At 55.6% G+C, this 26,504-nt stretch carries 18 protein-coding genes; 3 read left to right on the forward strand and 15 right to left on the reverse strand.

The features are described 5' to 3' along the window. Positions 1–5: 5 nt before the first annotated feature. Together CA54_RS20910 and CA54_RS20915 are read right to left on the reverse strand one after the other, a co-directional pair. On the reverse strand, positions 6–854 hold the full coding sequence (locus CA54_RS20910; protein ID WP_146372922.1) for an amidohydrolase family protein: 849 nt from the start codon (positions 852–854) through the stop codon (positions 6–8). Between the two features lie 190 nt (positions 855–1,044). Then, the gene (locus CA54_RS20915; protein ID WP_197532678.1) at positions 1,045–2,844 is read right to left on the reverse strand and encodes a hypothetical protein; all 1,800 of its coding nucleotides are present in this window, start codon (positions 2,842–2,844) and stop codon (positions 1,045–1,047) included. Positions 2,845–3,030: 186 nt separating this feature from the next. Here CA54_RS20915 and CA54_RS20920 point away from each other — a divergent pair, with 186 nt between their 5' ends. Beyond that, the gene (locus tag CA54_RS20920; protein WP_146372923.1) at positions 3,031–4,269 is read left to right on the forward strand and encodes an exo-alpha-sialidase; all 1,239 of its coding nucleotides are present in this window, start codon (positions 3,031–3,033) and stop codon (positions 4,267–4,269) included. 204 nt (positions 4,270–4,473) lie between these two features. Here CA54_RS20920 and CA54_RS20925 read toward each other — a convergent pair whose 3' ends face one another. The 4 genes from CA54_RS20925 to CA54_RS20940 all read right to left on the reverse strand — a co-directional run bounded on the left by CA54_RS20925 (position 4,474) and on the right by CA54_RS20940 (position 10,733). Further along, complete coding sequence (locus tag CA54_RS20925; protein WP_146372924.1) at positions 4,474–5,490, reverse strand: ABC transporter ATP-binding protein; 1,017 nt, start codon at positions 5,488–5,490, stop codon at positions 4,474–4,476. A 151-nt stretch (positions 5,491–5,641) separates the two neighbouring features. Continuing rightward, positions 5,642–7,777: a carboxy terminal-processing peptidase gene (locus tag CA54_RS20930; protein ID WP_231963148.1), complete on the reverse strand. Its 2,136-nt coding sequence runs from the start codon at positions 7,775–7,777 to the stop codon at positions 5,642–5,644. A gap of 410 nt (positions 7,778–8,187) precedes the next feature. After that, the gene (locus CA54_RS20935; protein WP_146372925.1) at positions 8,188–9,120 is read right to left on the reverse strand and encodes a GGDEF domain-containing protein; all 933 of its coding nucleotides are present in this window, start codon (positions 9,118–9,120) and stop codon (positions 8,188–8,190) included. Between the two features lie 188 nt (positions 9,121–9,308). Then, positions 9,309–10,733, reverse strand: coding sequence for a hypothetical protein (locus CA54_RS20940; RefSeq protein ID WP_146372926.1), 1,425 nt, complete (start codon positions 10,731–10,733; stop codon positions 9,309–9,311). A gap of 347 nt (positions 10,734–11,080) precedes the next feature. Here CA54_RS20940 and CA54_RS20945 point away from each other — a divergent pair, with 347 nt between their 5' ends. After that, positions 11,081–12,451, forward strand: coding sequence for a DUF1501 domain-containing protein (locus CA54_RS20945; protein ID WP_146372927.1), 1,371 nt, complete (start codon positions 11,081–11,083; stop codon positions 12,449–12,451). A 20-nt stretch (positions 12,452–12,471) separates the two neighbouring features. Here the strand turns inward: CA54_RS20945 and CA54_RS20950 are convergent, their stop codons facing one another. The 4 genes from CA54_RS20950 to CA54_RS20965 form a co-directional block, all read right to left on the reverse strand. Next, entirely contained in the window at positions 12,472–14,520 is a 2,049-nt protein-coding gene (locus CA54_RS20950) for an SLC5 family protein (protein WP_146372928.1), read from the reverse strand. Positions 14,521–14,598: 78 nt separating this feature from the next. Continuing rightward, entirely contained in the window at positions 14,599–15,546 is a 948-nt protein-coding gene (locus CA54_RS20955; protein ID WP_146372929.1) for a ferredoxin--NADP reductase, read from the reverse strand. A gap of 208 nt (positions 15,547–15,754) precedes the next feature. Beyond that, entirely contained in the window at positions 15,755–16,408 is a 654-nt protein-coding gene (locus tag CA54_RS20960; protein ID WP_197532679.1) for a TlpA family protein disulfide reductase, read from the reverse strand. A 159-nt stretch (positions 16,409–16,567) separates the two neighbouring features. Then, positions 16,568–17,470, reverse strand: a complete 903-nt coding sequence (locus tag CA54_RS20965; RefSeq protein WP_146372931.1) for an alpha/beta hydrolase — start codon at positions 17,468–17,470, stop codon at positions 16,568–16,570. Between the two features lie 269 nt (positions 17,471–17,739). Between CA54_RS20965 and CA54_RS20970 the strand changes: the two genes are divergently transcribed. Then, positions 17,740–18,441: a YggS family pyridoxal phosphate-dependent enzyme gene (locus CA54_RS20970; RefSeq protein WP_146372932.1), complete on the forward strand. Its 702-nt coding sequence runs from the start codon at positions 17,740–17,742 to the stop codon at positions 18,439–18,441. Between the two features lie 20 nt (positions 18,442–18,461). Here the strand turns inward: CA54_RS20970 and CA54_RS20975 are convergent, their stop codons facing one another. From CA54_RS20975 to CA54_RS20995, 5 genes are all read right to left on the reverse strand, one after another. Beyond that, entirely contained in the window at positions 18,462–19,256 is a 795-nt protein-coding gene (locus tag CA54_RS20975; RefSeq protein ID WP_146372933.1) for an enoyl-CoA hydratase-related protein, read from the reverse strand. A 169-nt stretch (positions 19,257–19,425) separates the two neighbouring features. Beyond that, on the reverse strand, positions 19,426–19,941 hold the full coding sequence (locus tag CA54_RS20980) for a hypothetical protein (protein WP_146372934.1): 516 nt from the start codon (positions 19,939–19,941) through the stop codon (positions 19,426–19,428). 33 nt (positions 19,942–19,974) lie between these two features. After that, on the reverse strand, positions 19,975–22,173 hold the full coding sequence (locus CA54_RS20985) for a WD40 repeat domain-containing protein (protein WP_146372935.1): 2,199 nt from the start codon (positions 22,171–22,173) through the stop codon (positions 19,975–19,977). 284 nt (positions 22,174–22,457) lie between these two features. Then, positions 22,458–23,090 carry a 3-keto-disaccharide hydrolase gene (locus CA54_RS20990; RefSeq protein ID WP_146372936.1) on the reverse strand — a complete coding sequence of 211 codons (633 nt, stop codon included), beginning with the start codon at positions 23,088–23,090 and terminating at the stop codon, positions 22,458–22,460. A gap of 138 nt (positions 23,091–23,228) precedes the next feature. Next, positions 23,229–26,279 carry a PVC-type heme-binding CxxCH protein gene (locus tag CA54_RS20995; RefSeq protein ID WP_146372937.1) on the reverse strand — a complete coding sequence of 1,017 codons (3,051 nt, stop codon included), beginning with the start codon at positions 26,277–26,279 and terminating at the stop codon, positions 23,229–23,231. Positions 26,280–26,504: the final 225 nt, after the last annotated feature.

The raw sequence follows: 26,504 nt of genomic DNA on the forward strand, positions 1-26,504 counted from the left end.
CGGATTCACGAGATTCCCAACAAACTAAAACTATCGCGATAAATCATCTGCTCGATCTGTTCAGTCTCCAATCGCGGCAGTGCGGTACCGACGAGCATATCATTCAGTTTGCGCAGCCCGTCCACAGTGGCATTGACCGTTGTGAAAGGATAGTCGGTCCCGAAGAGGACTTTGTCCCACACACCATATTCCTGCACCAACATCAAACTTTGGTACAACTGAAAGGGGCGGTAGTGCAGGGCGCTGATGTCCGCATAAACATTCGGGTGTTTACGAATCACGGCGATGCATTCCCCTTCATAGGGATGGCCGAGATGCGCCATCACGATGGGGACGTTGGGAAAACGGGCGGCGACGTTGTCCACATGCCGTGGCAAGGTGCATTCCAAGGGGGCCTGAGCAATAAACGTCGTTCCCGTATGCAACAACACAGGCAGTTTCCTTTCGCCGGCATACTCCCAAAGCGGATCGAGAATTTTATCATCGGGGAAAAACCCAGCGTACATCGGCAGCAGTTTGATGCCTTTGAGCCCCATGCGCTCAATACCGTTGTGCATTTCGGTTTTCCAGGAGGGCTGCGTGGGGTCGATCGATGCAAACCCCACGACATTATCACCGTGCCGCTCTGCGTAATTCGCAACGTAACGGTCATCGACCCAGAGACCACTGAGTTGGGCTTTGCCCCCGAAGACGACCGTGCGGACCTCTGCGGGAGCCATCGCGCGGTAATCTTCGTACCGAACCGTCAAATCGAGCGTCTCGCCCGGCTTGGCGCGGCGTTGTGCTTGGTCGCGAAAATCGTCGCCGAAATGATCGGGATAGGCCCAGGCGTGGCTATGGATGTCGAAGATCATAGGTGCGGTGTCCCCTGAGATTTCAATTGCTTTAGGAGCGGATCGTTGCAGCTGGTTATTAAATTCCAATTCGTGATAAGAGGAGATAATGGTTCTCGAGCGTCTTTCTCAGCGAAGCAGAGCTTCGTGAAATTGCGTTGCGAAGCAGAGCTTGGGAACGAGTAACAAGTAATAAACCCTGCAGCGAATCTTATCGATTCCAGGGAAAGGACATGGTTGGTTGATTGACGTGCCGTTGCATTTGCAGAGCTATCGTCTCGCCAGCACCGGGGGCGAGTTTGACGGTGAAGAGGGGGGCGTCAACGGTTGTGGATTCATCAGCGATTTCCACGGAGGAGAATTGATGTTCACCGTATCCGCCTGCTTGCACAGTTACGGTGCGCGAATCTTGTTGGTTGATGTTCACAAGTGTGACGACCGTCATGTCATCGGTCATTTTCGTGACCAATGCCGCAACGTCTTCGGGAAGCCCCGCGCGGCGGGCGATGGGATCGAAATAGCGCAGTCGCGCGAACAATGCCGCGCCGCGTCGCTCGACCAGCCATCCCCCTTGCGTCAGTTGGAGTAAAGTGCGGACGCGGGCGGGGTTGAACTGCATGGGGTCGTCGGCCAAGCGAGTATCGGGGGTGGTCGTGTCGTCACGCATGCCTTCGATTTTGCGGCGGAGGATTTCGAAATCGGCGCGTAATGCGTTTTCGGGATAGTCGGGATCTTTTCCCTCCAGATAATCAAACCAACCGGTTTGGGGAGCGCGGCTCCGATCCTGGGGATCCATGGAGAGAAAATAGATTTCCCGCGCGTTGTAGTCGTACGACTGCGGCACATAGCTGTACCAACCCTCGTCACCGTACATGCGGGGGTACATCGCTTGCCCGTTGATGATTTTTTTCTGCGCATTGATTACGTCAGCTTGTTTGCGCCAGGCTTGTAGATACCGGTCGTCGCCGGTGAGCAAATAAGCATTCATAAAACCGATGAAGCCCCAATACTGCCGATTGCGGTCCGCCAGTTTTCCGGTTTGCGGGACAACCACCGTAAAGCCCCAGCCATAGGTTCCACCGTACCATTTGCCGTCAGCGGCTCCGCCGATGGTACCGTCGAGGCCGATGTTGCTGGGAATCACGCCACCGTTTTGATCCATCCGCTGCAGCCAGGCATCGACATATTCCAACAGCCAGGTACGGTATTTATCTTCGCCGGTGAGCAGATAGGCATTCAGGGCCAACGTGGTGGATATTAAATTGAGCGGATGGTCGCCGACGACGTCGTTGTAATCCTTAAAGTGGGCCACCATTTCCTCGTAGTTGCGTTCGCCATGTCCCAGTCCGAAACGGTTTTCCACTTCGATCGGATCGCCCGCCCAATCCAATCCGGTCGCTTTGCGCATCAACGGTCCGCGACTGCCGTTGATCATGCTGCGAATGACTTTGTGTTTGGGGTCATAGTTCGGCGCACCGGGATCTTCGTCCATATAAAACCCGGCATACCGCCGCACGCGCAGTCCGAAGTCGATGTCGTCGGGATCGGAAAGTCCCTGCAGATTGAAAACCGAGATCCCTTCTCCGTTATGTTGCCAGTCGAACATCACGGGAAATTCCTTGTAGTACATCCCGTCGCGGGCAAAGGGGACCTCCGTGGTTTTGGCGGCAGTGTATTGCCGCAGGTGGCCGTCCCAAGCCTTTTTGTACATCCGCAGCACGTCGTCCGATGCGCCCATGGCGTGCAAGATCGGCCAACCGTTACAGTTTTCGATGGCGTCATCCGGCCCATCGTCACCGCCCCAGCGTTCGACGCAGAGCAGGTATCCGCGTTCATCGAAGTACTTCTCAAAAAACTCTGCGCACGCGTCCGCTTGGGCGCGTAGCAGTTGACGTTCAAGCAAGGCCCAGTTGGGAGGCGGCATCGGGGAGTCGATATTAACGACGGCTTCAGCAGCGCAGGTCGTTGAAGCAATGGACATGACGGCGATGACGTACAGCCAGCGTTGCATGGGGGAGTCTCCAGAAGTGGAATCGAGTTGTGCCCTGCATTTTGAATACAGGCCGGTGCGCGGAGTGTCAACACTCTGGAGAGAAACTTGTGAATCCTGGGCTGTTGCATAGGATTGTGATGGGGGGTTGGGGCTGATACGTTGTTAAACGGGAAACTGATCACTTTGTTTACAAGGAATCGATTGATGTTTGAGCGGCGACGTTTTTTGCAGACATCTTTGTGTGCTGGTATTTCTTATCTGACCTGCGGCGGTGTTGGCGGTGCGGACGACACGGCGCCTGATTATCATCTAACGCGGGATGTGCCGACGAAGTTGTTTGATGGCAAACGGTGCTGGAGTCATCCCCGCGCGGGAATCGTGCAGGGAACAGGGCAGGGAGGTGACCCGCGCGTCGTGATGACGATGAACACTTTGGACTTATCAGGTAGCGACGTGTTCAAAGGGGTATTTGGAATGCAGACGGACGACTTGGGCAAGTCGTGGACCGAGGCTGCGGAAATGGAGACGCTCGCGCCGCGGATAGAGGACATTAAAGGGCAAGAGCGACCGGTGGCGGTCAGCGACTTTTGGCCGAAATGGCATGTGAAAACAAATACGCTCCTGGGGACCGGGCACACGGTCGTTTACACACCCGAATGGAAAGTCACGCGGCCTCGTCCGCGGCACACGGCTTATGCGGTATATGCCCCCAAACAAAGTGATTGGAAAGCTTGGCGGAAGATGGATCTTTCGCATGATGAAAAATTCAACGACGCCGGAGCCGGTTGCACGCAGCGGTTCGATCTGCCGGACGGGATAATTCTTTTGCCACTGTATTTTGTCCCTGCCGGAAAGAACTCGCATGTCACCGTGGCACGGTGTGGTTTTGACGGCACGACACTGACCTATCTGGAGAACGGCACGGAATTGCATGTCGACGACAAAACGCGGGGCTTGCACGAACCCTCCTTAACGCGTTTCGGCGGCCAATACTTTTTGACGATTCGCAATGACAAACGGGGTTACATTACGCGAAGCGAGGATGGACAGCAGTTTGAGCCGATCCAAGAATGGCGATTCGACGATGGACAGCCGTTAGGCAATTACAACACGCAGCAACATTGGGTGACGCATAGCGACGGATTGTTTTTGGTGTATACCCGTCGCGGTGCGAATAACGACCACGTCTTTCGGCACCGTGCCCCGTTGTTTATAGCTCAAGTCGATCCTGAGCGGTTACGAGTGATTCGCGAGACAGAGCGAGTCTTGGTTCCCGAACGGGGCGCACGACTGGGGAATTTTGGTGTTACGGATATCAGCCCGGACGAGACCTGGGTGACCGTCAGCGAATGGATGCAGCCCGAGGGTGTGGAGAAACATGGCAGCGACGGGAGTGTTTATGTCGCGCGGATTCACTGGGCGAAGCCGAATGGACTGGTGTAACGGCAGGCGATCAATGTAGGGCAGGCTCCAGCCTGCCGCTCGGATCGAGTCACGCCACACGGAAGTTACGTCGAACAGAAACCACGGCAGGCGGGAGCCTGCCCTACGGTTGGTTGGGTACGTGCTTCGTTTGGAGAGCTGCTCCTGGTATCGCGCTGGCGGGCAAGCCGCCAGTGGCACCCGGAGTATTGCTTGTGCATTGGGCTATGCGGAGCCGGTTGGGACGGCGGTAGGTTCTTTTTCGTCAGACGTGGCGGTGAACATTTCAGCGATCACTTCTTCCAAGGGGCGATCGCTGACGCTGACATCTTCGATCGAGTACCGCGATAGCAAGGTGGTGAGGACGACGGGGATTTTTGCGCGGAGGACTTTGATTTTGACTCGCGGCGGCTTTTCGTCGAAGACCTCGCCGAATTCGGCCAAATCGGCGGGAATGGTCGTGCCGGAGAATTGTAGTTCGATCACTTTATGCGTGCTGAAGCGGTCGACGATGTCCTCCAGCGGGCCGTCGTGTTTGATCACCCCTTCGTTGATGATCACCGCCCGTTTGCAGAGGGCCTCGACATCCTTCATGTAGTGGCTCGTGAGCAGGACCGTCAACTTGCGCTCGTCTTGATAGAATTTGAGGAACTCCTGCACCTTCCGCTGCGATATCACATCGAGGCCGATCGTCGGTTCGTCCAACAGTAGCACGTCGGGACCGTGCAGTAGGGCGGCAATGAGTTCTAGCCGCATCCGTTCACCCAAGGAGAGTTCGCGGACCGGTTGGCCGACGAGGTCACGGACTTGGAGCAGATCGGTCAATTCGTCCAGACGATTTTGAAACACATCCGGTTCGATACGATAGATTTCTTTGTGCAGCTGAAACGATTCTTGCGCCGGCAGATCCCACCAGAGTTGGTTCTTTTGGCCCATCACCAGTGAAAACCGGCGGCGGTAAGCGTTATCCCGTTGCCAGGGGACATAGCCAAGTACCGTAGCCGTTCCGGCTGTGGGAAAGATCAGTCCGGACAACAGTTTCAATGTGGTCGTTTTCCCTGCACCGTTGGGCCCCAAGAAGGCAACCATTTCACCTTGATCGATCCGAAAACTGACGTTTTCGACGGCATGGACTTCTTTGAAGTCACGATGAAACAGCCCTTTGACCGACGCCATTAGGCCTTCTCGCTTACGGTAAACGCGATAGATTTTCGTCAGGTTGTCAGCTTCGATGGCAATCATGCCGGTATCTTAGAAAGTCGAGAGGACAACGTCGAGTGGCGCGGGATATTTTGAAGCATTCTGGGGCCTGTCTGCGCGCAGAAAAAGGAAGCGGCTCGGAAATGAACCGCTTCCTTTTTTGGGTGAGCATCAGCAAGTCCTGCAGGACAGATTAGCGTGCTTTGGCAGTTGTGCCTTTATGCAGCAAATCAATGTAGTCCAGCATAATGGCCAGCACTTCGTTGTTGTAATGTTTGTCCGGGAAGATCTCCTTGGGCTTGTTTTCGCCTGGTTTTTTCTCGGTGTCGTCTTTTTCTTCATCCTTGTCCGCCTTGCTTTCATCACGTTCGCGACGCATCTCTTCTTCGTTGAGGCTAACCGTCTTGCGGTTTTTGCGTTTCAGGTAGCGATTGATGACGCGTTCATCGCGTTGGAACCCTTTGTCCGCAAGAACGCGTTTTTGGCTATCCTTTTTCAGGGCGGAGATAATTTCAGGATTGACCGCTGCTGTCGCGGCATAGTTTGCCGGACTAACTTGGTCGAACTCCAGGGCATTGTCCAAAAACGATTCGCCGATGTCGAAATGGTCAATCAGCGACGGCAGCGACACATCGGTGGTGACGCCGCGGTTTTGCGTACTGTCGCCGTTGACGCGATAAAACTGTTGAATCGTAATTTTCAAAGCACCGCCGGTCGGTTCTGATTTGTTGAGCCGGAATTCCGTATCAACAGGCCGTACACTTTGAACCGTGCCTTTGCCATGTGTTGTGGTGTCACCGACGAGGATTCCTCGTTTGTAATCTTTAATCACTCCGGCAAAAATCTCGGAGGCTGAGGCGGACAGGCGATTAGTAATGACCATTAACGGTCCGCTATAAGCGACACCTGATGTTTCATCGTCCAGTGCTTCGACGCGTCCCGTTGAGGATTTGACCTGCACGACGGGCCCCACATCGATGAACAATCCCGAAACGTCGATCGCTTCGATCAAAGCGCCACCGCCGTTATTTCGCAAGTCGATAATGATGCCGTCGACACCCCCTTGTGAAGCAAACGATCGCAGCACTTTTTTGACGTCGGTGGCAGTACTTGATGCATCGGCGACGCCGTTTTGGGCAGCGTCGAAGTCGCGATAGAAGGAGGGGATATTGATCACGCCGATTTTTTCACGGCGACCGTCCATACGTTTTCCGGTATCAATGATCTCACCCGTCACCCGTGAGGATTTCAGTTCAATGACTTGGCGGGTCAGGTCGTAGATTTTCGTCTCGCTGTCGTCGGCCGGTTTGACTTGCAGTCGGACGACCGTTCCTTTGGGGCCGCGAATCATTTTGACGACTTTGGAAAGCTTCATTTCCACGACGTCAGTGATTTCGCCATCCTCTCCTTGCCCGACACCGATGATTTTGTCCCCTTCTTTCAAGCGACCGTCCGCGTCAGCGGCGCCACCGGGAACGACTTCTGCGACAATGGTGTAACCGTCGGTCACCCGCAGTGCGGCGCCGATCCCTTGCAACTTCAGTCGCATCGCAATCTGGAATTCCTCCAGCGTCGATGCGGACATGTAGCTTGAGTGCGGATCAAAGGTCGTGGTCAAAGCGGTCAGGAACATTTCTAAGATTTGTTCCGGCTCGGTCTGCTCGGTCATCGTGACGATATTGGCATAACGTTTGTGGAGACGTTTTTTTGCCTCTGCCAATGTTTTGGCAGGCGATTCCTCGTCTTTGCGTTTGACTGCACCGGCATCCTCGGCCACTTTGTCGGCATCGGAGTCGTCGCCCAATTTCAGGACCAGCAAGTCATACTTGATTTGCTTGCGCCAACGTTCGTCGAGTTCTGCTTCCGTGGCCCAGTCCGTATCTTTGGCATCGACCACCATGTCTTCTTCGGCATTGAAGTCGTGTTCACTGTCGATGAGAACTTGAGCTTTTTTAATCCGATCCAATAGCCGATGCGTGAAAAGCTTGTAGGTTGTGAATGCGAAGCTGACATTGCCGGCTTTGATGTCGTCATCCAGGGTTTTGGATTTTTGACGCAAAAGTTCGACATCGGCCTTGGTGAGGTACAATTTGCGGGGATCGAGATCCTTAAGAAATCGTTCCAAGAATTTCGCCGAGACGTCATCATCGATCGACTGATGGCTGATGTGGAAGCGTTCCACCATTTTTGCCACCAGCATCGCCACGCGCGTTTGCCCTTGGGGTGCATCTTTGAGGCGAGACGCCCCATAAGCCGTGGCGACCAGCAAGGCGACAGCCAGCGAAAATTTAATAACGACGCGATATGGCGATTTTAAGTTCATGGGCATCACACAATTTGTCCGTGGCGATGAATGAATGGGTCTGATTTCGGCGACTGGTCCCACGGTCCACCCCGGAAATTGGCCCAATCGGGGTTTCTCGGGCCGGTCAAACCGTCCCGCGCGAGTGTTCCTTAGGCTATTGGCTTAGGGAACTTATCGATCCTATGCGATATCCTAAAACGAGGCAAGATGCAGTTGAGCATCTGCCCGATGCGGAAAGAGCCTAATATAGTCGGCTCAAATAGCTTACGGTCAACGGCGCGCCGTTGTTGGGTCGGATTTCATGAATTCGACTCAACAGCCGACAATCACCACGCGACAAATGGCAGCGGTGGCGGAAGGAAAATCTGGCCCAGAAATGACTTTTTCACCAGAGAAAAGCGTCTGTCTGGTGTATTCGGCCAGGGCGGGAAGGCTCAGCCGGCGAGGCAATGTTTGATCGATTGACCATCATGCGCATGCAGTTGATTGCGTCCGCGCTGCTGTGACTTAGACAATGCATCCGCACCGCGATTCACGGCCAGATCCGGATTGTCCAGCGGCCGGCAAGCGGTGTAGCCAAAACTGGCTGTCACAAAAATTTCCGGGCCATGCTCCTCAACGCGAAAATGATACGCGCGAATGGAATCTCGGGCGGCACCGGCAACTGTCCGCCCGGTCTCGGGATCGGTGTCGGGCAACAAGATGGCCAGCATGTCGGCGGAATAGCGGCAGACCAAATCCTCATCGCGAACGGATCGGCAGACGACCGCCATCATTTTTTTGACAAGTTTGTCGCTATCTCCCACACCGAGGCGGCTCCGGAGATTTTCGAACTTGTCGATTTTAATCAATAGCAGACCGCTGGTCCGTTCACTCTCTTGCCCGGCGTTCATCAACAGTGCGAGGTTCTCGTCGAACGCCTGCCGTCCCGGTAATCCGGTCGACGGGTCGGTCGGTTCAATCGTCCACTCGACTTTAAACGGCGTGGGTGCAGGGGAGGGGGCCGCCTCCGGTCGGGGAGTCGCATCGAAGCTGGGATCGTGTCGTCGCACCAAACCGGAAATCGCATCCAGCAAGCCGTTGCGTTTTTGCACCAATTGCTCCGTCTGATTGGGCTTGAGAAACGTCCCCGGACATTTTTCCAACAGGCGGCATACCTCTTGGGCGGTATCGATAGTGGAGATAACGGTTTGAAAGAGTTGAGCCACACCGGCCCGCGCACGTGAGAATGAGCGTTTGTCGCTCCAACGCGCATAGAAGATTCCGGCTGCGAATCCCGTTCCCGCGGCAATTGCAACAGCCAGCAACACCATGATCCAAAACGAGGAACTGATGTTTCCCAGTTCGCTTGAAATTGAAGCATTCATCGCAATTGACCGTTATTGAATTTGCAGTGGTGAAGGCGCACCCACGACCGCATCTCAGTAGGTGTAGCAAGGTGGCCCGTTACACAAAAACGTAGCCCGCAGGCGGCTTGCGGGGACGGTCGGTGTTGTCTTTTCACAACAGATCGGGTCACAACATCACCGATTGTGACGGTTTTAACGTCCAGCGTTCATTTGGTCCGGTCGGCTTGTGCCGGTTCGGACGCCTGTTGAGCTGAAGCGGCAACCGGCAGGAATTCGACGCTGGTGGCGAGTTGGAGGTCGCGGCCTTCGAATTTTTCTTGCACGTCTTTGCCCACCGTGAAAATCAACGCGATTTGGCGTCCATCCGCCGCCGCGATCAGATAGTGGATCCAGGTCACCTCATGGTCACCGATTTTCCCGAAGGTTTCGACGCGATAGATGTATCGTCCCTCCTCGCCATCGACCGCTTTGCCATTGACCGCTTTGCCTTTGACCTGCTCGACCGATGTGACCCCCTGAAACTGTTCTCCCAAGGTCGTTTGGATGTCTTTGAGGAATCGATCTTCGGAGAGGTGTTTACCCGGCTTCGCTGATTTGAGCGGGGCGATCTTGCATTGGGCGAGAAAACTGCCGTGATCGACCAGGCGAAAAGCAGCAGCATCCCGTTCGTGTTTGTAAAGGTGCCACAAACGATCGTGGAAAAAGCGGACGTTCCAGGCATTAGAATCGAAGGCGATCAACAAATTCGCCGGATTCGGTTCCAAGGGAACGCCGGCCAGCGATTCGTCCGACAATGACTTTTCGCCCGTTTTGAGGGCGCGGTTCAGGGTGACTTGAGCTTCGACATCCAATCCTTGCGAGACAACGCCGATGGTCCGTTTTTCGGATTGTTTGAGTTCCATTTTTGTCACATAGCTATTCTTCACATCAAACCAGAAATCACCATCGACCGTAACTGTTGTAAAGGCGCCGTAGATGGCGCCGGTCAACTCGCCGGCGAAATGCACCTGCAACAAATCGTTCTCCACCGATTTGGCTGTGCACTCAATCCCCCCTTTTTCAACAGCTTCCAGCGACGTAAAGAATTGAGCCGCCCAATCGTCGAGCTTCCAGGTATCCCCGATTTCCACATCGCGGCTAGGCAACAGGACCAGGACAGCCAGGCTGTCTCCCGGTGCACCGAGTAATTGTAACTCGGTAAAGTATAGGGGACGCTCAGGGCTGTGATACCGCACTCCGTTGGGTTGTCCCTCGGCGACGATCAATTTGTTTTTTTGGCGCAGCCTCGGCAAAGTGGTTTGGCCGTCAACTTGGATGTTGGCATGCGCGGATCGATAATACCGCACGCAGCGCAGAGCACGGGAATCGCGCCCTGCGGGGGGCAACCGCCGCTCATCATAATCGAGTTCTGCCTCGGCATTCAGTTTCATACTGATCGCCGTTTTTTTATCGCCGGCGGAAGCTTGCATCTTGCCGGTGACTTTCATTTCGACGGTCACGGCGAATTCGCGTGGGTTCGTATAGTCTTCGACAAGCGAATACGCATCGGCGGCGGTCGACGGCGTGGGAAACGCCCCGCAAATCACGACTAACAACAAGCAGCGCACGGTCATCCGGAACATCGGCTTCACTTTCTGTTTTCGCTCAAAAAACCAGCTCAATCAGCCTCTCGCGATTTTGCTTTTACATAATCTGACAGGTGGTGAGAAGCCCAGGGTGGGACTGGAAGTTCGGAGTAGGCAGGCATCAAGGTACACACGGCACGTTGGCAACAACTAATAAACCGTTCCTGGCCGGCGAAGTCGCTCAACCGGACTGGCAAACCGGGTGGTATTAAGTAAGATAGATCGACATCCACTGATATGACGGTCCGGCGGTTGTTGTTCATGCCGAAGACTGATTTTCGCAGATATTCAGAATGCATCGACCACGATCATCATAATACCGGCTTGCAAATTTCCTCACCGGCCCTTTTGAGATGACACACCCCAAAAAACCACCTGCCCCTTGTATCGGCACAATACGTCGCAGGACATTTTTGCGCTCCGGATTGGTGGGATGGTCCGCATTAGGGTTGGCAGATTTATTGCGTGCCGAAAGTTTGGCCGCTTCTGCGGGGCAATCCGCAAAGAGCGGCAAGTCGATCATTTTGTTGTGGCTGTGGGGCGGTCCGAGTCACATGGAGACGTTCGACCTCAAACCGCAAGCGTCAGCGGAATTTCGGGGAGAGTTCGATCCGATTGCAACGACTGTCCCCGGTTTAGAAATCAGCGAGCACCTGCCGAAACTGGCCGGGTTGGGGGACAAGTTCGCTCTCGTCCGCTCAATCAGTCACGACAGCCCGGGGCATGTGAATAGCACGCATACGATGTTGTCGGGCTATCCAGGCAACGCATTGGAACAGCCCCCTTACGCCCCCGATCATCCCGACTTGTTCGCGGTCACGGGCAAACTCCTGGGGAGTCGCGTTGATGGGATGCCGCCGTTGGTCTCCATGCCTTTTACGCGATATCAGGGCGGCGCGTACCTTGGGACGGCGCACAATCCGTTTGTTGTCAAAGCGGATCCCAACTCCGACAAATTCAGCGTGCCGAATACTTCGTTGGCCGGCATGACCAAACCGCAATTTGCACAGCGACTCGATTTGCTCAAGGAATTCGACCAATACCGCCGCGACGTCGATGCGTCGGGGATGATGGATTCGGTGGATGAATTCAATCACAAAGCGGTCTCCATGCTGACCGGCGATGCTGCTCGGGATGCCTTTGATATCGGCCGTGAAGATCCTCGCACGCGTGATCGTTACGGACGGCATGCGGTGGGTCAGCGTTGTTTGTTGGCGCGACGATTGGTCGAAGCGGGAGCGCGGATGGTTTCCATCGACTTTGCGACGGTGCCCGGACAAAAGGCGTTCAGTTGGGATGACCATGCGTCGGTGTGGAATATTTTTGAGCAAATGAAAATACGCCTGCCGGTGCTCGATCAAGTCGCCTCGGCACTGGTGGAGGACATCCACTACCGCGGTCTGCAAGATGATGTGTTGTTGGTCGTGATGGGAGAAATGTCGCACACGCCGCGGTTGAGCAATTTTAAAGGCCAACCGGGTCGCGAGCACTGGGGCCGCACGATGTCGGTCTTTCTCTCCGGGGGTGGCATGCCGATGGGCCAAGCAGTGGGGGCGACGAATTCCAAAGGGGACGAAGTTCTCAGCCGTTTGGTGAGGCCCAACGACCTGTTGGCCACATGGTACAAGCACCTCGGCGTACCGCTGGCGACGCATTTCCCCGACCATGGCGGCCGCCCAACGCCGATCCTGCCCAATGGCGCGCCGATTGCTGAGTTGATCTGAGCGCACCGTCTGTGATGGTATTATTTGAAATAATACATCATAAACACCGCCCAGCCGCAGAGCAGTCCGGCCCAGAGGCGGTCTTCGGTGATCCACAGGGCTATGGCCGACCTTCCGGCACCTTTGTTACCGGAGACAACACGTTTGGCAATCGAAGTTGCCGCCGCTCGCGCGAATAACACGAGGGTCCAAAGAAACGCCAAGCTAGCCGAGAGCAATGGGGTGACGATGTCTAGGTACAACAGTGTGCCCAAGACAGCAAAGACCAGGATGGAAGCGATGATGGCCAGGAAAATGTGACGTAAGTCATCGGGCGCATGGCCCCCTAGATCGGTCCAGGTGTAGCGTTCCTTTTCGGGATCGCGGTGCGTTACGAAACTGACCAGGACATAGACGATAGCGCTAAGTCCCAAAACAAACACGACGCGGTGAAAGAAATTCAATTGCGGTCCGAAATAACGCACGATCGTCGACATCTGTGATCCCTGTGCAGCAAGAAATTCCGTGCGTTGCTCGGAGGTCATGCCTATTAGTTCATCAGGGAACACTTTTTCTTCGGTCAAATTGTCGAGTTGGGCGGGGTTGAGCACCATTTCGTATGCCTCGCGGCTCAGGCCGCCGCCGACGTAGTGGTTGTAACCCGCTTCGACACCCCAGGAGAAAACCACGCCGGCGACAATCGTCGCAAAACCGGCCGTGGCGGTCCCGCGTTTCCAAAACATGCCCATGGCAAAAGCGATCAACAGCCCGGGGGTAAAGTAATTTTGGTAGTTCGCGATTTGTAAAAAGAAATTGTCCGTCGAGTTGGGGTCGAGAATAAAAATTGCAACGAGTGCGGCAATGATGACAAAGACCACAATCGCCACGCGCCCGATCCAGATCATCTGCCGATCGGTCGCCTGGGGATTGATGTATCGCTGATAGAGGTCGACCGCCACAATGGTTGCGGCCGAGTTCATCATCGAATCGACTGAGGACAAGATCGCGCCGATCACGCCGGCGGAGATCAGGCCGACGATGCCGTAGCCGGCCGGGATGATCAACAGCACCAATTGGGTGAAGACGGCATCGGAGTCGATCTTCTGTCCGGGCATTTCACGACGGAAAAGATAAAACGCAGCCACGCCGCCGCAGATGCTGAAAAATGGGATCAGCAGCTTTAAAAATCCGGCGGTGACGATTCCTAATCGCGCCTCGGCATCAGACTGCGCACCGAGTGCGCGTTGTACGATGAACTGATTCGTCCCCCAGTAGAAAAAGTGCATCGCCATCAGACCGGTGAGCACGCCGGTCCAGGGGAGTTGCGCGTGATTCGAGGGTAGGTACAAGTGCATTTTTTGCGCACCATCCTGGGCGGCATCGAGCGACATCATCGCGCCCCAGCCTCCCAAGCGGTGGAAGGTCAACCAGGCGACGACCAGCCCCGCAGCCAACAGCAGCACCGATTGCAGTACGTCGGTCATGATGACCGCTTTGAGTCCACCTTGAATCGTATACGCGGCGGCGACGACTGCTAGCGCGATGACGAATCCGTAATAGTAGTTTGTATTGACCTGGATACTCGTCAGCCCCTCGTCGGCGCCGTCCGCTTCGACTTCATGCACCGCGTCGCCCCCCAGAACGAGGCAGATCGAACGGGCACCAATGTAGAGACCCGGCCCCATTTGGACGACGACCATGATCAGCACCATGATCACGGCGTAGCTGATGCGGCTGCGCGCGTCGTAGCGTTTTTCCAAATATTCGGAGAGCGTGTAAAGGTTCAATTTGCGATAGACTGGCAAAAACCCGTAACAGAGCAGCATTAAACCGCCGATGGCTCCGAGCTCGAAATGGCTTTGAGCGAAGCCGATCGTAAAGCCGACCCCCATCATGCCGACCATGTGGTTGGCGCTCACGTTGCTGCCAAAGATCGACCCGGCGACACCCCACCAGCGGACGCTGCGACCGGCGAGATAATAGTCACCTGAGGTCTCTTCCTTGCGTCCGGCATAGAGGCCGACCCCCATCACCACGATCAAAGCCCCAAAGAAAATCACCAGATCAAGTGTGGTAAAGACGTCACCCATGAGGGGAGGGGACCTTTCGAAGGGGGAGGCGGTTGCGTGGGATATCCTAAACGAACATTTCGAAAATTGAATTTCCCATTACCAGTATTTCTCAAAATGTATATTGCCCGGTTCGCCGGTTTCGTCGGCTTGCAAGCCGCGCTGTTCTAGAATTTCGATCACACCGGTCGGCTGCGGATAAACGCGTTGACCGTCGTTGATTTCTGGAATACCGATCATCGCCGGATTGCCGCACAAAAAGACGTGCGTCTTGGCAGGGTTCAGCGGGTGACCGAGCGCGTCTTCCAGCTCACCGGACGTGATGAATTTTTGCAGGTATTGCTTGCCGACATAATCAGGGTGCGCATCGTCAAGGTTTTCCGGCTCCCGGGTGGTCATCGGGCAGTAGGCGTACGTCGGATTGTCGGCGACGACCTGCTTGTGGGTGTCGAGATAGGCCAAATCGCTACGGTACCGCACGCAGACAGCGCTAACGATTTTGCCGCGATGCTCACGCTGTAACAGTTCAGCGAGCATGGCGTTGTGCGGGGCTTCACCGGTTCCCGTGGCCAGTAGGATCACGTCATCGTCGTCAGCGACCTGCTCCAGCGTGTAATGTCCGGTGATTTTGCCGCCGAGGAACAACCGATCGCCGCTGTTAAGCGCAAACAGTCGTGGTGTCAGCGCGGGTGGTTTGCGATCAGCGACACGCACCAGAGCAATATAAAATTCGAGGTAATCCATATCGTGAGCGGCAACCAATTTGCCATTCGCGAGTACGGGACAAGAGATCGAGTAGGCCCGTTTGACCACTTTTTTCAGCTCTTTTTCGCTCAGCTGCTCCGCTTGAGTATCGGAGGTCCGCGGTTCCCAATTCCCCAGGCCGATGACCGTGTATTGTCCGCCACTGAATTGCGGGAATGGCTCGTCGGGGCGGATGCGGATGATCATCAATTCGTCATGGATGAGCCGCAGGTCCACCACTGTGGCGTTGTAATGTCGGTCCCGCCATTCTTGAATGCGGGTTGGAGAAAGAGAGTCGGCCATTCGATTGTTGGATTCTTAGAGAGGTAGGCAGCAAGTCGTGTTTGCGTCGCCGAATGCGAGGGCACATGCCGGGCGTTGGCGGATCGCTGAAAGGAAAGCGCCGAGCCTTGTTTTCGTTAGAGAAACCACGAAAATACGCGTCGAGTGCCAAATTTTGGCGAACAAGGATTATCACGACCCCCGCACATGTTGTCTACCGATAGGAGCGTTACTCGGTTGTCGATTCGGTGGAATCGAGGCTGTCAGCGGCATTTTTAGGACTATCGGCGGTGGCAGCACCTTCTTCAACGGTTGGAGCAGTGTTGGGGGGCGAAGTCGCCAAAGCGCGGTCGATCGCCTCTTTCATGCTTTCGATGTGCTCCATCCCCAAGTTCCAAGTGACCTTGCCGTCGCGGCCGATGACCCATGCAGCGGGCAAGTAGTTATTGCCGTATTGCAGCATGGTATCGAAGGCGCCGTAACCGTTGGCCCACGGATACCCCGCCTGTTTGACAAACTCTCGCGAGTCGCTCAGGTTCGCTACACCTTCTGCGGTCAGTCCGACAAAAACGACGTCATCTTGCCTCTCATAAGATTTGTAGAGAGTGATCAATTCCGGTGCATCCTGCATGCAGTAGCCGCACCAATAGGCCCAGGCATTTACAACAACCACCTTACCGCGGAGTGATTCCTCTGTCGGGGCTTCACCGTTGATCCAACCTTCAGCCTTGATGGCCGGGGCGGGGGCTCCCGGAGCGAGTCCAAACCCGGGGTGGGGCGAATTCGAGGAGGGGAGTAAATTCGCGGCGCGCATCATCCACAGCAACATGACCAGCACGCCACCCGCCATTAACACCAACACAAGTCGGTCAGACTTTTGCATTTCCCAGACTCCCTTCGCAATATCGTTTTTCACCACACATATGCAGACCCGACCATGGTCCGAGTGAATCATAGTCACGCGGGCCTGAAGATCACTGTGATCTGCTTCACGCAATCCTTGCGTTAATCGCGATCTACCGCCTTCTGCATTGCGGCTGCTTTACTTTTTGTTCAAAAGGCCGCGATCTTTCATCCAGGTCGTACACAAGGGAGGCCAAGCCGAAACGGACTCGTCCGGTTTTCCCAGTCCTAAGCCGTGACGCCCTTTTTCGAAGATGTGTAACTCAACCGGCACCCCTTTTTCCTTGCATGCCAAATAAAACGCAATACTGTTTTCAGACGGCACGCCTTTGTCGCCCGTTGTGTGCCATAAAAAGCAGGGAGGAGTTTTCTCCGTGACTTGCTTCTCACTGGAGACCGACTCCATCAGCTCTGCTGAGGGTTTATCGCCTAAAAGGTTTCTCCGCGAACCTGTATGTGTCATTGCTGCATCGGTCATGGAAATCACTGGATAGCAGAGGATGGCGAAATCGGGCCGGCTGCTCTCACGTTGAATCGGGTCAGCCGATTTGCCTTCGCCGTTGTCAAAATGCGTGGCAGCTGTAGAGGTCAGATGGCCACCGGCGGAGAAGCCGAGAATGCCAATCCGTTCGGGGTCGACACCCAAGGACTTGGCCCGCGCACGAACGGTGCGAATCGCGCGTTGGGCGTCCTGCAGTGGGGCAGGGTGGTGATAGCGTGGGCCGAGTCGATAACGCAACACGACGCCGGTCACCCCCAGGGTGTTGAGCCAACGTGCAACGTCGTCCCCCTCGTAGCCGGCTGCCAATCCGCCGTATCCTCCGCCGGGACAAACCACCACGGCAGCGCCGTTGGCGATGTCCGCCGGGGCAGGAAAAATGGTAATGGTCGGTTTGTCGAGCGGTTCATCGCCCACCGCACCGGGAGCACCGTCAGGCCACAACAATTCCGGAGTCGGTTCCGCCGCGGTCACAGAGTGCGAGAAAATCACCAGAGATGCAGCGAAGAGGCTGCATCGTGTCAACCATGTTGTGGAACTCATCGAACCCTCGTTGAAATCAAACAAAGAAAGTGGTGCATCATGAAGTACATTGCAAAAACGGTAGCCGGGGTTAGACCATTAACAAAATCGTCGGTCTTTGGCAAATGCTTGACCGGTGTGACAGCCGATTCGATTGATTCAGGGACGAGGGCGGCGTATGGTCTGGGAGGAGAGACGCAGTATGGGTGGTTGTGCTTCTCGGTGGGTACCAAAGCAGATGACTTGCGCCCGCGACTTACGCTAGTGACAGCAACGAGTGAACGACATTGATGACAACGATATCTGAGACGATCCATCGGAATTACGAATCGGTACAGCAGCAAATTGTTGATGCCTGCGCACGCGCGGGACGTGATTCGGCATCGGTGACGTTGATCGCGGTGGTCAAATATGCCGAGTGGGAATGGGTGCAGGCGTTGGTTGCGATGGGGGTGACTGAGTTGGGGGAATCACGGCCGCAGCAATTGATCCAGCGGAGTCCGTTGCTGGGTGACGAGGTGAATTGGCATTTTATCGGGCATTTGCAACGCAATAAAATTCGCAAAACATTGCCGGTCGCCGGATTGATCCATTCGATTGATTCGCTGAAGCTATTGCGGGCAGTCGATCGCGTGGCGGAAGAATTGAATCTCACGCCCCGGGTGCTGCTGCAAGTGAATGTCAGTGGCGAGACGACCAAGGGGGGATTTGCTCCCGAGGAGTTGCGCGCGTCTTGGGATGCCGTTGCGGAGTGTCGGCATGTCGAGGTGAGCGGACTGATGACGATGGCGCCCGAATCGCGTGATCCTGGTGAAGCCCGGGCGACGTTTGCCGGTTTGCGGAATCTGCGTGATGAAATAATCGCCGCTCACGAAGGACTTGCGTTGCCGGAACTTTCAATGGGGATGTCGGGCGATTTAGAAATCGCCATCGAAGAAGGGGCGACGATGGTGCGTATTGGCCGTCGTTTGTTTGAGGGGTTGAAGCCATAGTCGCGCCGCTCGCCGGTGGATTAATCTTCCGGCTGCCAACTGGGGGACCGTTTTTCGAGGAAAGCAGAGAGTCCCTCGCGCGCATCGGTTGTTTTTCGCGCCGCTGCGGAGGCATCGACGGCCGCTTCGAGTTGTTGGACGACATTAGCGCCGGCAGTGGCCATCAACTGGCGTTTGGTTTCGGCCAAGGCTTGCGGTGATCCGGTCAGTACCGCGGCGATCAGTTCTTCCAGGCGTCCGCTCAACTCTTCGGCCGTGACCACATCGTGGCAGAGGCCGCATTCCCGGGCACGGGTGGCGGCGATGCGTTCCCCGGAAAGTAGTAGCGACGAGGCCCCGCCGGCGGTAGCGCGATAGGCCAAGAGCGGGGTGACGATCGAGGCGACAATGCCGCGCCGCGGTTCGGGGAGCGAGAAAAAGGCGGTGTCGGCGGCCAGCACCAGATCGCAGGCGAGAACTAATCCGACTCCGCCGGCAAGGACTGGACCTTGCAGCATGGCGATCACCGGCTTGGGGGCGGTGAACAAAGCAGTGAGCAAGTCACAGAAGAGTTGTGCGTCTTGCTGCCAAAACTCTTCCGCGTCGGGACTTTGAGCGACCTCCTGCATTTCGGCCAAGTCCATCCCGGCGCAAAACACCGGGCCGGTTGAGTTCAATACGATCACCCGAACATCAGAATTCGCCGCTAATTTGCGGACATCGACCAACAACTCCGCCAGCAATGTCCGAGTGAGGGCATTACGTTTCTCAGGGCGGTTCATGGTGAGCCAGGCGACGCCGTGCTGGGCGATGGTGCAGAGATGGGAATCGGACATATCGGGGTGTTTCAATCAGATCGGATTTCAACGGCAGTGAGATATATAGTTACAACAAGTTAGACGCTGTTCTAATGGAATTTTTTCGGTTGAGAAAGGTTGCGGTGAATGACGCTGAAAATCCGGACCTATGGCTTCAAAGCATCGCGTGGTGACCTCTCACCGTATCTCATCTGCGGTGGCGGACTGATGGCGGGTCATCGGGGAAGCCCCCGGACTCATGATGAAAGTATACGCGCAGCCGGTCCAGATCAATGGCCCAGAAATCCATATGCTCATCACTCTGACTCGTTTCATAGGAGACGCCATTTTTTATTTGCGAGACATCCCAGTGTCGATGTTGTAGGTTCTTGAAGTAGAAACTTGGACCATGCTGATTCACCGCGAATTTGGTTTGAATGCGATTGGCGAATTCGGTTTCATCTGGTGCACGGAATTCACGGACAGCCGCCCAGCAATCCTCAAGCGTCTCGCATTGAAACGACACGTAATACATCATGCCACCGAAACTACCACCATCGTAGACCCAGAGGTCAGTCATTGATTCGGGGAGTTGCTCCGGATCGCAAAGTGACAAGTACGATTTCGCTTCTTCGCCGGTGAAACTGCTGTCCTCCGGTTTAAAGTCCGCGACATCGCATCCAACGAGAGCAATCACCAGAATTGCAGATGTCAGGCGTCGCATTGATTCACATTTCCCTAACTAACGGGCAAGGTTTTACTCATCGTTTCCTGTCGTTTTTAAATCTGCTCCCGGGGCCTGACTGAAGAATTCCGAGGGTTTAAGAATCTTCATTGCCCCGGAGGGTTGCTGGACGAGGTAGACCAAACGGGATTCGAGAATGCTTTTATCGCCGGAGAGCAATTGGCCGGCGCGGTTGAAACTGAGTGGTGATTGGCGGCGTTCGTCGTGGGGGGCTTCCATCGTTTTTGTGTCGGCGACATAGACCGCGACGGCGAGCACGGCACCGGATTCGACATCGATCACGCGGAGCATTCCATCCCATCCGCAGGTGACCACTTTTTTGCCGTCGGGGCTGAACGAGACACCCCAGCAGGGGGCGGAATGCGGTGGCAATTCGTGCAGCAGACTGCCATCGGTTTTCCAGACTTTAACGCTCGCATCCCAACTGGCCGTGGCAAAGGCCCGGCCGTCGGGGCGCCAGTCGAGTCGCAGCACCGCGGCGGCAAACCCGGGGATGACCGGTCCGGCAGTTCCATCGGGATGCCACAATCGTGCCGTGGTGGAGTGTCCCGTGGCGATCCATTTGCCGTCGGGGCTGAATTGTACCGCATCGACATCGCCATCGGGCACTTCGAGCACTGCTCCGGGAGTACGGCGGGTCGCGTCGTCTTTGAGTTCGTGCAAGCGGAGGTGACTATCGCCGCCGACGGTGGCCAGTTGAGTGCCGTCAGGACTGAAACTCACGCCATGGATTTGGGCGTTGTGCAGCGTGAAGTTTTGGATTTCTTCCTCTTCATCGAAGAGAAAGACTTGTCCGCCGCTGCTCGTTACCGCGGCCAAATGTTGCCCTTCGGCCGTCCAAGCCAAGTCGCGGCTGACCGAACCTTTCAAAGGGAATCCGAAAATATTTTCGCCGGAAGTATTCCAGACTTTTAACGCATGATAGGCCATGGAGGCCAATTGTTTGCCATCGGGACTCCAACGGACGCAAGTGACGGGGGTTCGAAAGGCTTCGATGGTTTGGCGGACTTCGAAATCCGACGACCAGATGTCGATAGTTCCGTCGCGGCCGGCGACGGCGATTTTATCCTCCAGAGGATTCCAATCGACGAACATCAGTTTCGAACCGCGAGGGCGGATCAATTTACTGGGGCCGATTTGGCCGTTGAGCGTGAGATAACGGACAACAAACCGGCCGCCGACGATGAAATAATTGTGCACCGGATGCCAGTCGATGGCAAAAATTAGATTCGTTGTTTCGTCGTCTTCTTCTACGCGTCCCGCCCGTGTGCCGTCGACATTCCAGATCAAGGCCGATCGGTCTTCTGCGGCGCTGACCAACTGCCGGCTGTCGGGACTCCAGGCCAGGGCATTGATTTGCCGGGAATGTCCCTGCATGACCGGCCCGGCTTTGCCATCAGGGCTCCACAATCGGACGGCAGGTGCGACTGATTGCGGCGCATCGCCGGCGACCACGCCGGAACTTCCTGATGCGAGCCATTTGCCATCGGGGCTATAACGCACAGCGGTGATTGGACCGACGTGTCCGTTGAGGACCGGTCCCGGTTGGCCGTCAACAGTCCAAATGCGAACCTGTTGTTTCTCATCTCCAGCGGCGAGTTGTTTTCCGTCGGGATGCCAATCCAACACGCGCACGGGGGATTCGTGCCCGCGAATGATCTGTCCCGGACTCCCATCGGATTGCCAAAAGCGAATCGTGCCATCGAGCGAAGTTGAAGCGAATAGCGCGCCCTGAGGCTGCCATGCGACGCCGGTAACCGTATCGGTATGTCCCTTCAAAACCGGTCCAGGAACACCATCGGCCTGCCAAAGTCGGATGGTGTTGTCTGTAGCGGCAGAGGCTAACCACTGGCCATCGGGACTCCAGTCGAGCGCGGTGACGTTCCCCGAGTGACCGACAAGCACGCCGGTCAGTTGCATGGAGTTTGTATCATGGATCCGCACATTACGTCCGTCGCCCAATGCAAACGATTTGCCGTTGGGACTGAACTTGATTGATTTGACATAGCTGCTGATTGGCAATGGCATCGCCTGCCAGCGTTCGATGCCGGGAATCTCCGCCGGAGCTGGAATGAGTCCCGGCAAAACCTGGGCCGGATCGCCCGGCTGCCAACGCTGTGGTGGTTCACCACTGGCAGGGGAAGTGATTGCGAATGACAACAGCGTGAGCAGTACGGTTGTCATGATCCTTGAGCTGCTGAGCGGATGCATGGAGTTTTTTCCCAAAGGTGTCGGTGCAAGTGACCAACGCACAGTCGCCGAGTTGACGATATGCACTGTACTGGGATTCGCCCGTTTCTGGAAATGGCAAGTCTAATTTTTTCGCCCGACGGACCGATTGAGCGTGCGCGGTTTCCAAGAAAAAGCGGTTCGCAGACCTGTCGTTTTTTCGTGCAGCCGATTGGGTGGGAAACGAAAACAGCCCTCGAAGTAGGTCCGAGGGCTGTAATGCTTGTGCCGTTTTCATCGTGTCACGACGATTATTTATTTTTCGACTATTTGCTCTTGAGCGGCTTCACACGGATGTTGCGAAACTTCATCACGCTTTTGGGATCGTGCGCCTGTAGGGCGAAACTGCCCCCTTCTTCGCGGACGCGGCGATCGTCGGTGACTCCGTTGGGCTGAATGTAGTCGATGATCATTTTTCCATTCACGAATGTTTGCACATGATTGCCGACGACTTTGACGTGCAGTTCGAACCATTCATTGTCTTTAGCGGCCGACTCAAACGCATGCGTCACACCCCACAGGCTGCCGGTTTTACGCGGGTCGCCGTGTGTGTTGTTGAGTTGGACTTCCAGGCCCACTACCGGCCAAGTTTCGACGTAATCGGCGTGGAAATAGACGCCCGAGTTACTGCCCGGCTCGAGTTGGCATTCGGTCTTGAATTCAAAATCTTTGAATTTCTTGTCGCTGAAGACGTGCGAACGATTGCCGCCGCCGACGATCACGCCGTCTTCGACCTTCCAGTTTCCGTCTTCGCTGATCCGCCAGCCAGTGAAATCTTTTCCATTGAACAGGCTGATCCAGCCTTTTTCGTCCGCCTTTTCAGCAGCACCCGAGTCCAACGGGACAACGAGAAACAGGCACATTACGGCAACAGCAGTCAAACTTACGGCTTTCAACATCGGTATCTTCTCCCAAGTGTACATTTGGAAAATGGTGTGCAGGTACGCATCAGCGCTGTTCGCGCTTCGGCATTCTGTTCTGACAATAATCAAAGCGCGTGTCGGCGGCAATTGGTCGCGAAAAAAAGTGCACCGAAGTTATTTGGCTTTGGCGGGTCGGATTTGGCGTATGAACGCCATCAGATCAGCCATGGCTTGGGGCGGGATGTCTTTTTCGAGGCCTTCGGGCATCAGTGAGACGCCATTTGACGCCAACACGTCAATCTCCGCCCGCAGCACGACATCCTGTTTGCCTTCGGCACGGAGCAGGGTAATGCTGTTGGCGCTTTCGCCGGTGACAATCCCCGAAAGGGTTTTGCCAGCTGAGGTCACGACACTGTAGGTCGTATATTGCGGCAAAGCTTCGCGGTTGGGGTCCAGGATATTGACCAGCAGGTCTTGAGGCGTTTTGTTTTGCGTGGAGGCCAAATCGGGTCCCACTTGCACGCCGAGTTCACCTACCTTATGGCAAACAGAGCAGGTCTTCTCGAAGACTTTTTTACCGCGCTCGGCATTGCCTTCCAATTCAAGTGCTGCTTGATAATCGGCAACGACCTTGCCGCGATCTCCAGAGACTTCGCTGCCAAACAGTTTGCGAGCGGCGGCGCGAATCTTGTCGTTTTGGTGATTCAGCAGTAACTGTTTTTTATCGCGCGGTAACTCGGCCGAAGTGACCTCGCCATCTCCCATGGCGACGAGCAGTTGCTGGGTCCGGTCGTCGCTGCGAATCAAAGCTTCGATCACAGCGGCTCTGACCGCGGGGAAATAACCGCGCCAACCCTCGAGCAAGACACCGGCAACTTGGGCGTCGTTTTGCGTTGAGAGCGCATTTACTGCGGCGATTTGCAAGGCCGTTGGTGTTTGCGGCGTGATCAATTCAGTCAGCGTGTCCGCCACTGTGTCGAAGTCGGCATAGGCCAAGATCTCGACAGCCGCACTGCGGTTGGCGGGGGGCGCGTTCTCGTCTATCGCTGTTTCACCGGCCCGAGTGAATAAAGCAGCGACGCTTTGTTTCACGTCGTCGGGAACCTTGCGTTTTTTATCGCCAGCCAGCAATTTGCCGATTGTTGATTTGTTACGAGCCAAGCCTTCGCCAATGGCTTTGAGCATCCGCCGCTGCACGTTGAGCGAATCTGCGGAGAGCGTGCTGATGGCGGCTAACAGCTTGACCGTCTCCGCGGGGTTTTTGCCCGAGGCCACAATTCCGGCCAGTAGCGATAAGATTTCACCCGACCGAGCGGTGTTACGGAATGTATCGTTCGCTAGCAACCTCAGCGCCACGACGGGGGCGTTGGCGGTCATTGATGACAGGATGGCAATCCGCATTTCCTTATCGTCGGAGTATTGGATTGACATTTTTGCGAGCGCTTCAGCCGCTTCTTCGTGAGCGATGTCTCCTAAGGTGAATGCCACTTGCAGACGGACGCGATAGTCGGGGTCGTCGACCAGTTCCACGAGTTTGGACATCACCTCCGACGACTTGTCAGCTACGCTCGAGGAGAGGCGGACCGCATGCTGACGGACACCGGCATGCGGATCAGACAGCCCAATCAGTACATCGTCGGCTTTGAGGGACTTGATACCGTCCAACGTGCAGAGCGCGTGCAGGCGGCCCAATTCGGAGGAGGATTCGCGTAATAGTTTTCGTAAGGGGGCGACGGCCGATTTGTCTTGGCGTTCCCAGATGAGCCGCTGCGCCGTTTCGCGGTTCCAGATGTTCGGCGATTCCAGGTTTTTGACGAGTTCTTCGACGGGGGCTTTACCCAGTTTGGGAGGCGTGATGCGCTGCATGTCGGGGCTCACGAGGCGATAGATCCGTCCGCGATCGTGCCCGCTTTCCAGGTCGAGGTGCGCCTTGATGTCTTCGGGGATCGAATAGGGGTGTTCAATGGTTTCGCGATACATATCGAGCACAAACAGCGTACCGTCCGGAGCATTGACGAAATTGACCGGGCGGAACCAGTTGTCGGTCGAGGCGATGAATTCTACATTGTCATCGGCGCGGGTGGCAACGAAACTTGCGCCATCGGCCTCTACAGTTTTACGATGAATTAAATTGCCGCCCACATCGCCAATGAAGGCGTTGCCGCGATACTCGGGTGGGTAGGCGCTGCCTTGATAAATTGTGGGGCTGGTGGCTGACGTGAAAAAGCCGATGGCAAACCGTTCGGTTCCCGCATTCTTAGCGAACTTGGGATTTTCCATCCGTCGTTTCGTGCGGACCACCCGCCATGGCTCGGGTGGGCTGCGGCGAAAGACTGGAGCCGCTCCCCCTTCTTTGGCGATACTCCGCGTGACACTGGGGACCGGTAGATACGGATTTCGCACTAAATACTCATAGGGATAGACCACGTGAATCATATGATTGCTGTTGGTGGCCAAAAAGCGATTGCCCCAATCGTCAAACGACATGCCGAATTGTGCGCCGCCTGACTGCGGTTCCAGTTTTTCGCTGACCGGGTCGAAGCGAAAGTCTTGTTGGCCAATCTTTGCCATCTTCTCACCGCGATTGGTGATTTCCGCCCCCAAGCTTGCGCCGGCGCCGTAGATTCTGTTATCCAAGCCCCACTTCAAATTGTTGGGCAAGGCTTGCACGTTGCCGCGGCCGAATCCGGAATAAACGATTTCACGAATGTCCGCCACGTCGTCGCCGTTGGTATCTTTGAAGTAGTAAATGTGGGGTGGAGAAATCACAAACACGCCGCCGCGATAACACAGCACCGACGTGCACCAACTGATCTTGTCGGCGAAAACCGCGCTGCGATCATAGATGCCGTCGCCATTGGTGTCTTCCAACATCCGCACGATGCCTGCATCCTGTTTGCCGCCCCCTTTAGGATTTAGTTTGGTCGGTTCCTGCGAGTAGGGATATCCATGCATTTCGGCGACGAACATGCGTCCATTTTCATCGAAACAAGCACTGACTGGATCGGCGACGTTAGGTTCGTGGGCGACCGTTTCCAGCGAGAAGCCGCGTTGGACCTCAAACGTGTCCAAAGCCTTATTCGATTCGGTGGCTGGGATGCGGGGTAGGCGGTCGGCGAGTGGCTTTTCCTCGTCGTCAGCCGAGAAGACAGATAGCGGGGCTGAGGCCAACGCGAGCAAAACGAGGGAAGCAATTAACGGCAAGTGGCAAGTCCGGGTGTTCATAAAGACAGATTTCCTTGTGGCCTTCGTGCGAGGAATGCGCCGGCGGATGACAGAGTCGGAGTCGGCGAAGCAAAAGGGGCGGGAGACATTCAGTTTAACCGCGGCTCCGAGGAATCGCTACCGCTGCGGTCCATAAGATCGGCCGCCCACCGCCCTTGCTTTTCGACAATCGATTCGCTCGAATTGACGGCTCCCTAAAATCCCATCTTGCACACTCGAAGATAG

The sequence above is a fragment of the Symmachiella macrocystis genome (genome assembly GCF_007860075.1).
In the GTDB taxonomy this organism is placed as follows: Bacteria; Planctomycetota; Planctomycetia; order Planctomycetales; family Planctomycetaceae; genus Symmachiella; species Symmachiella macrocystis.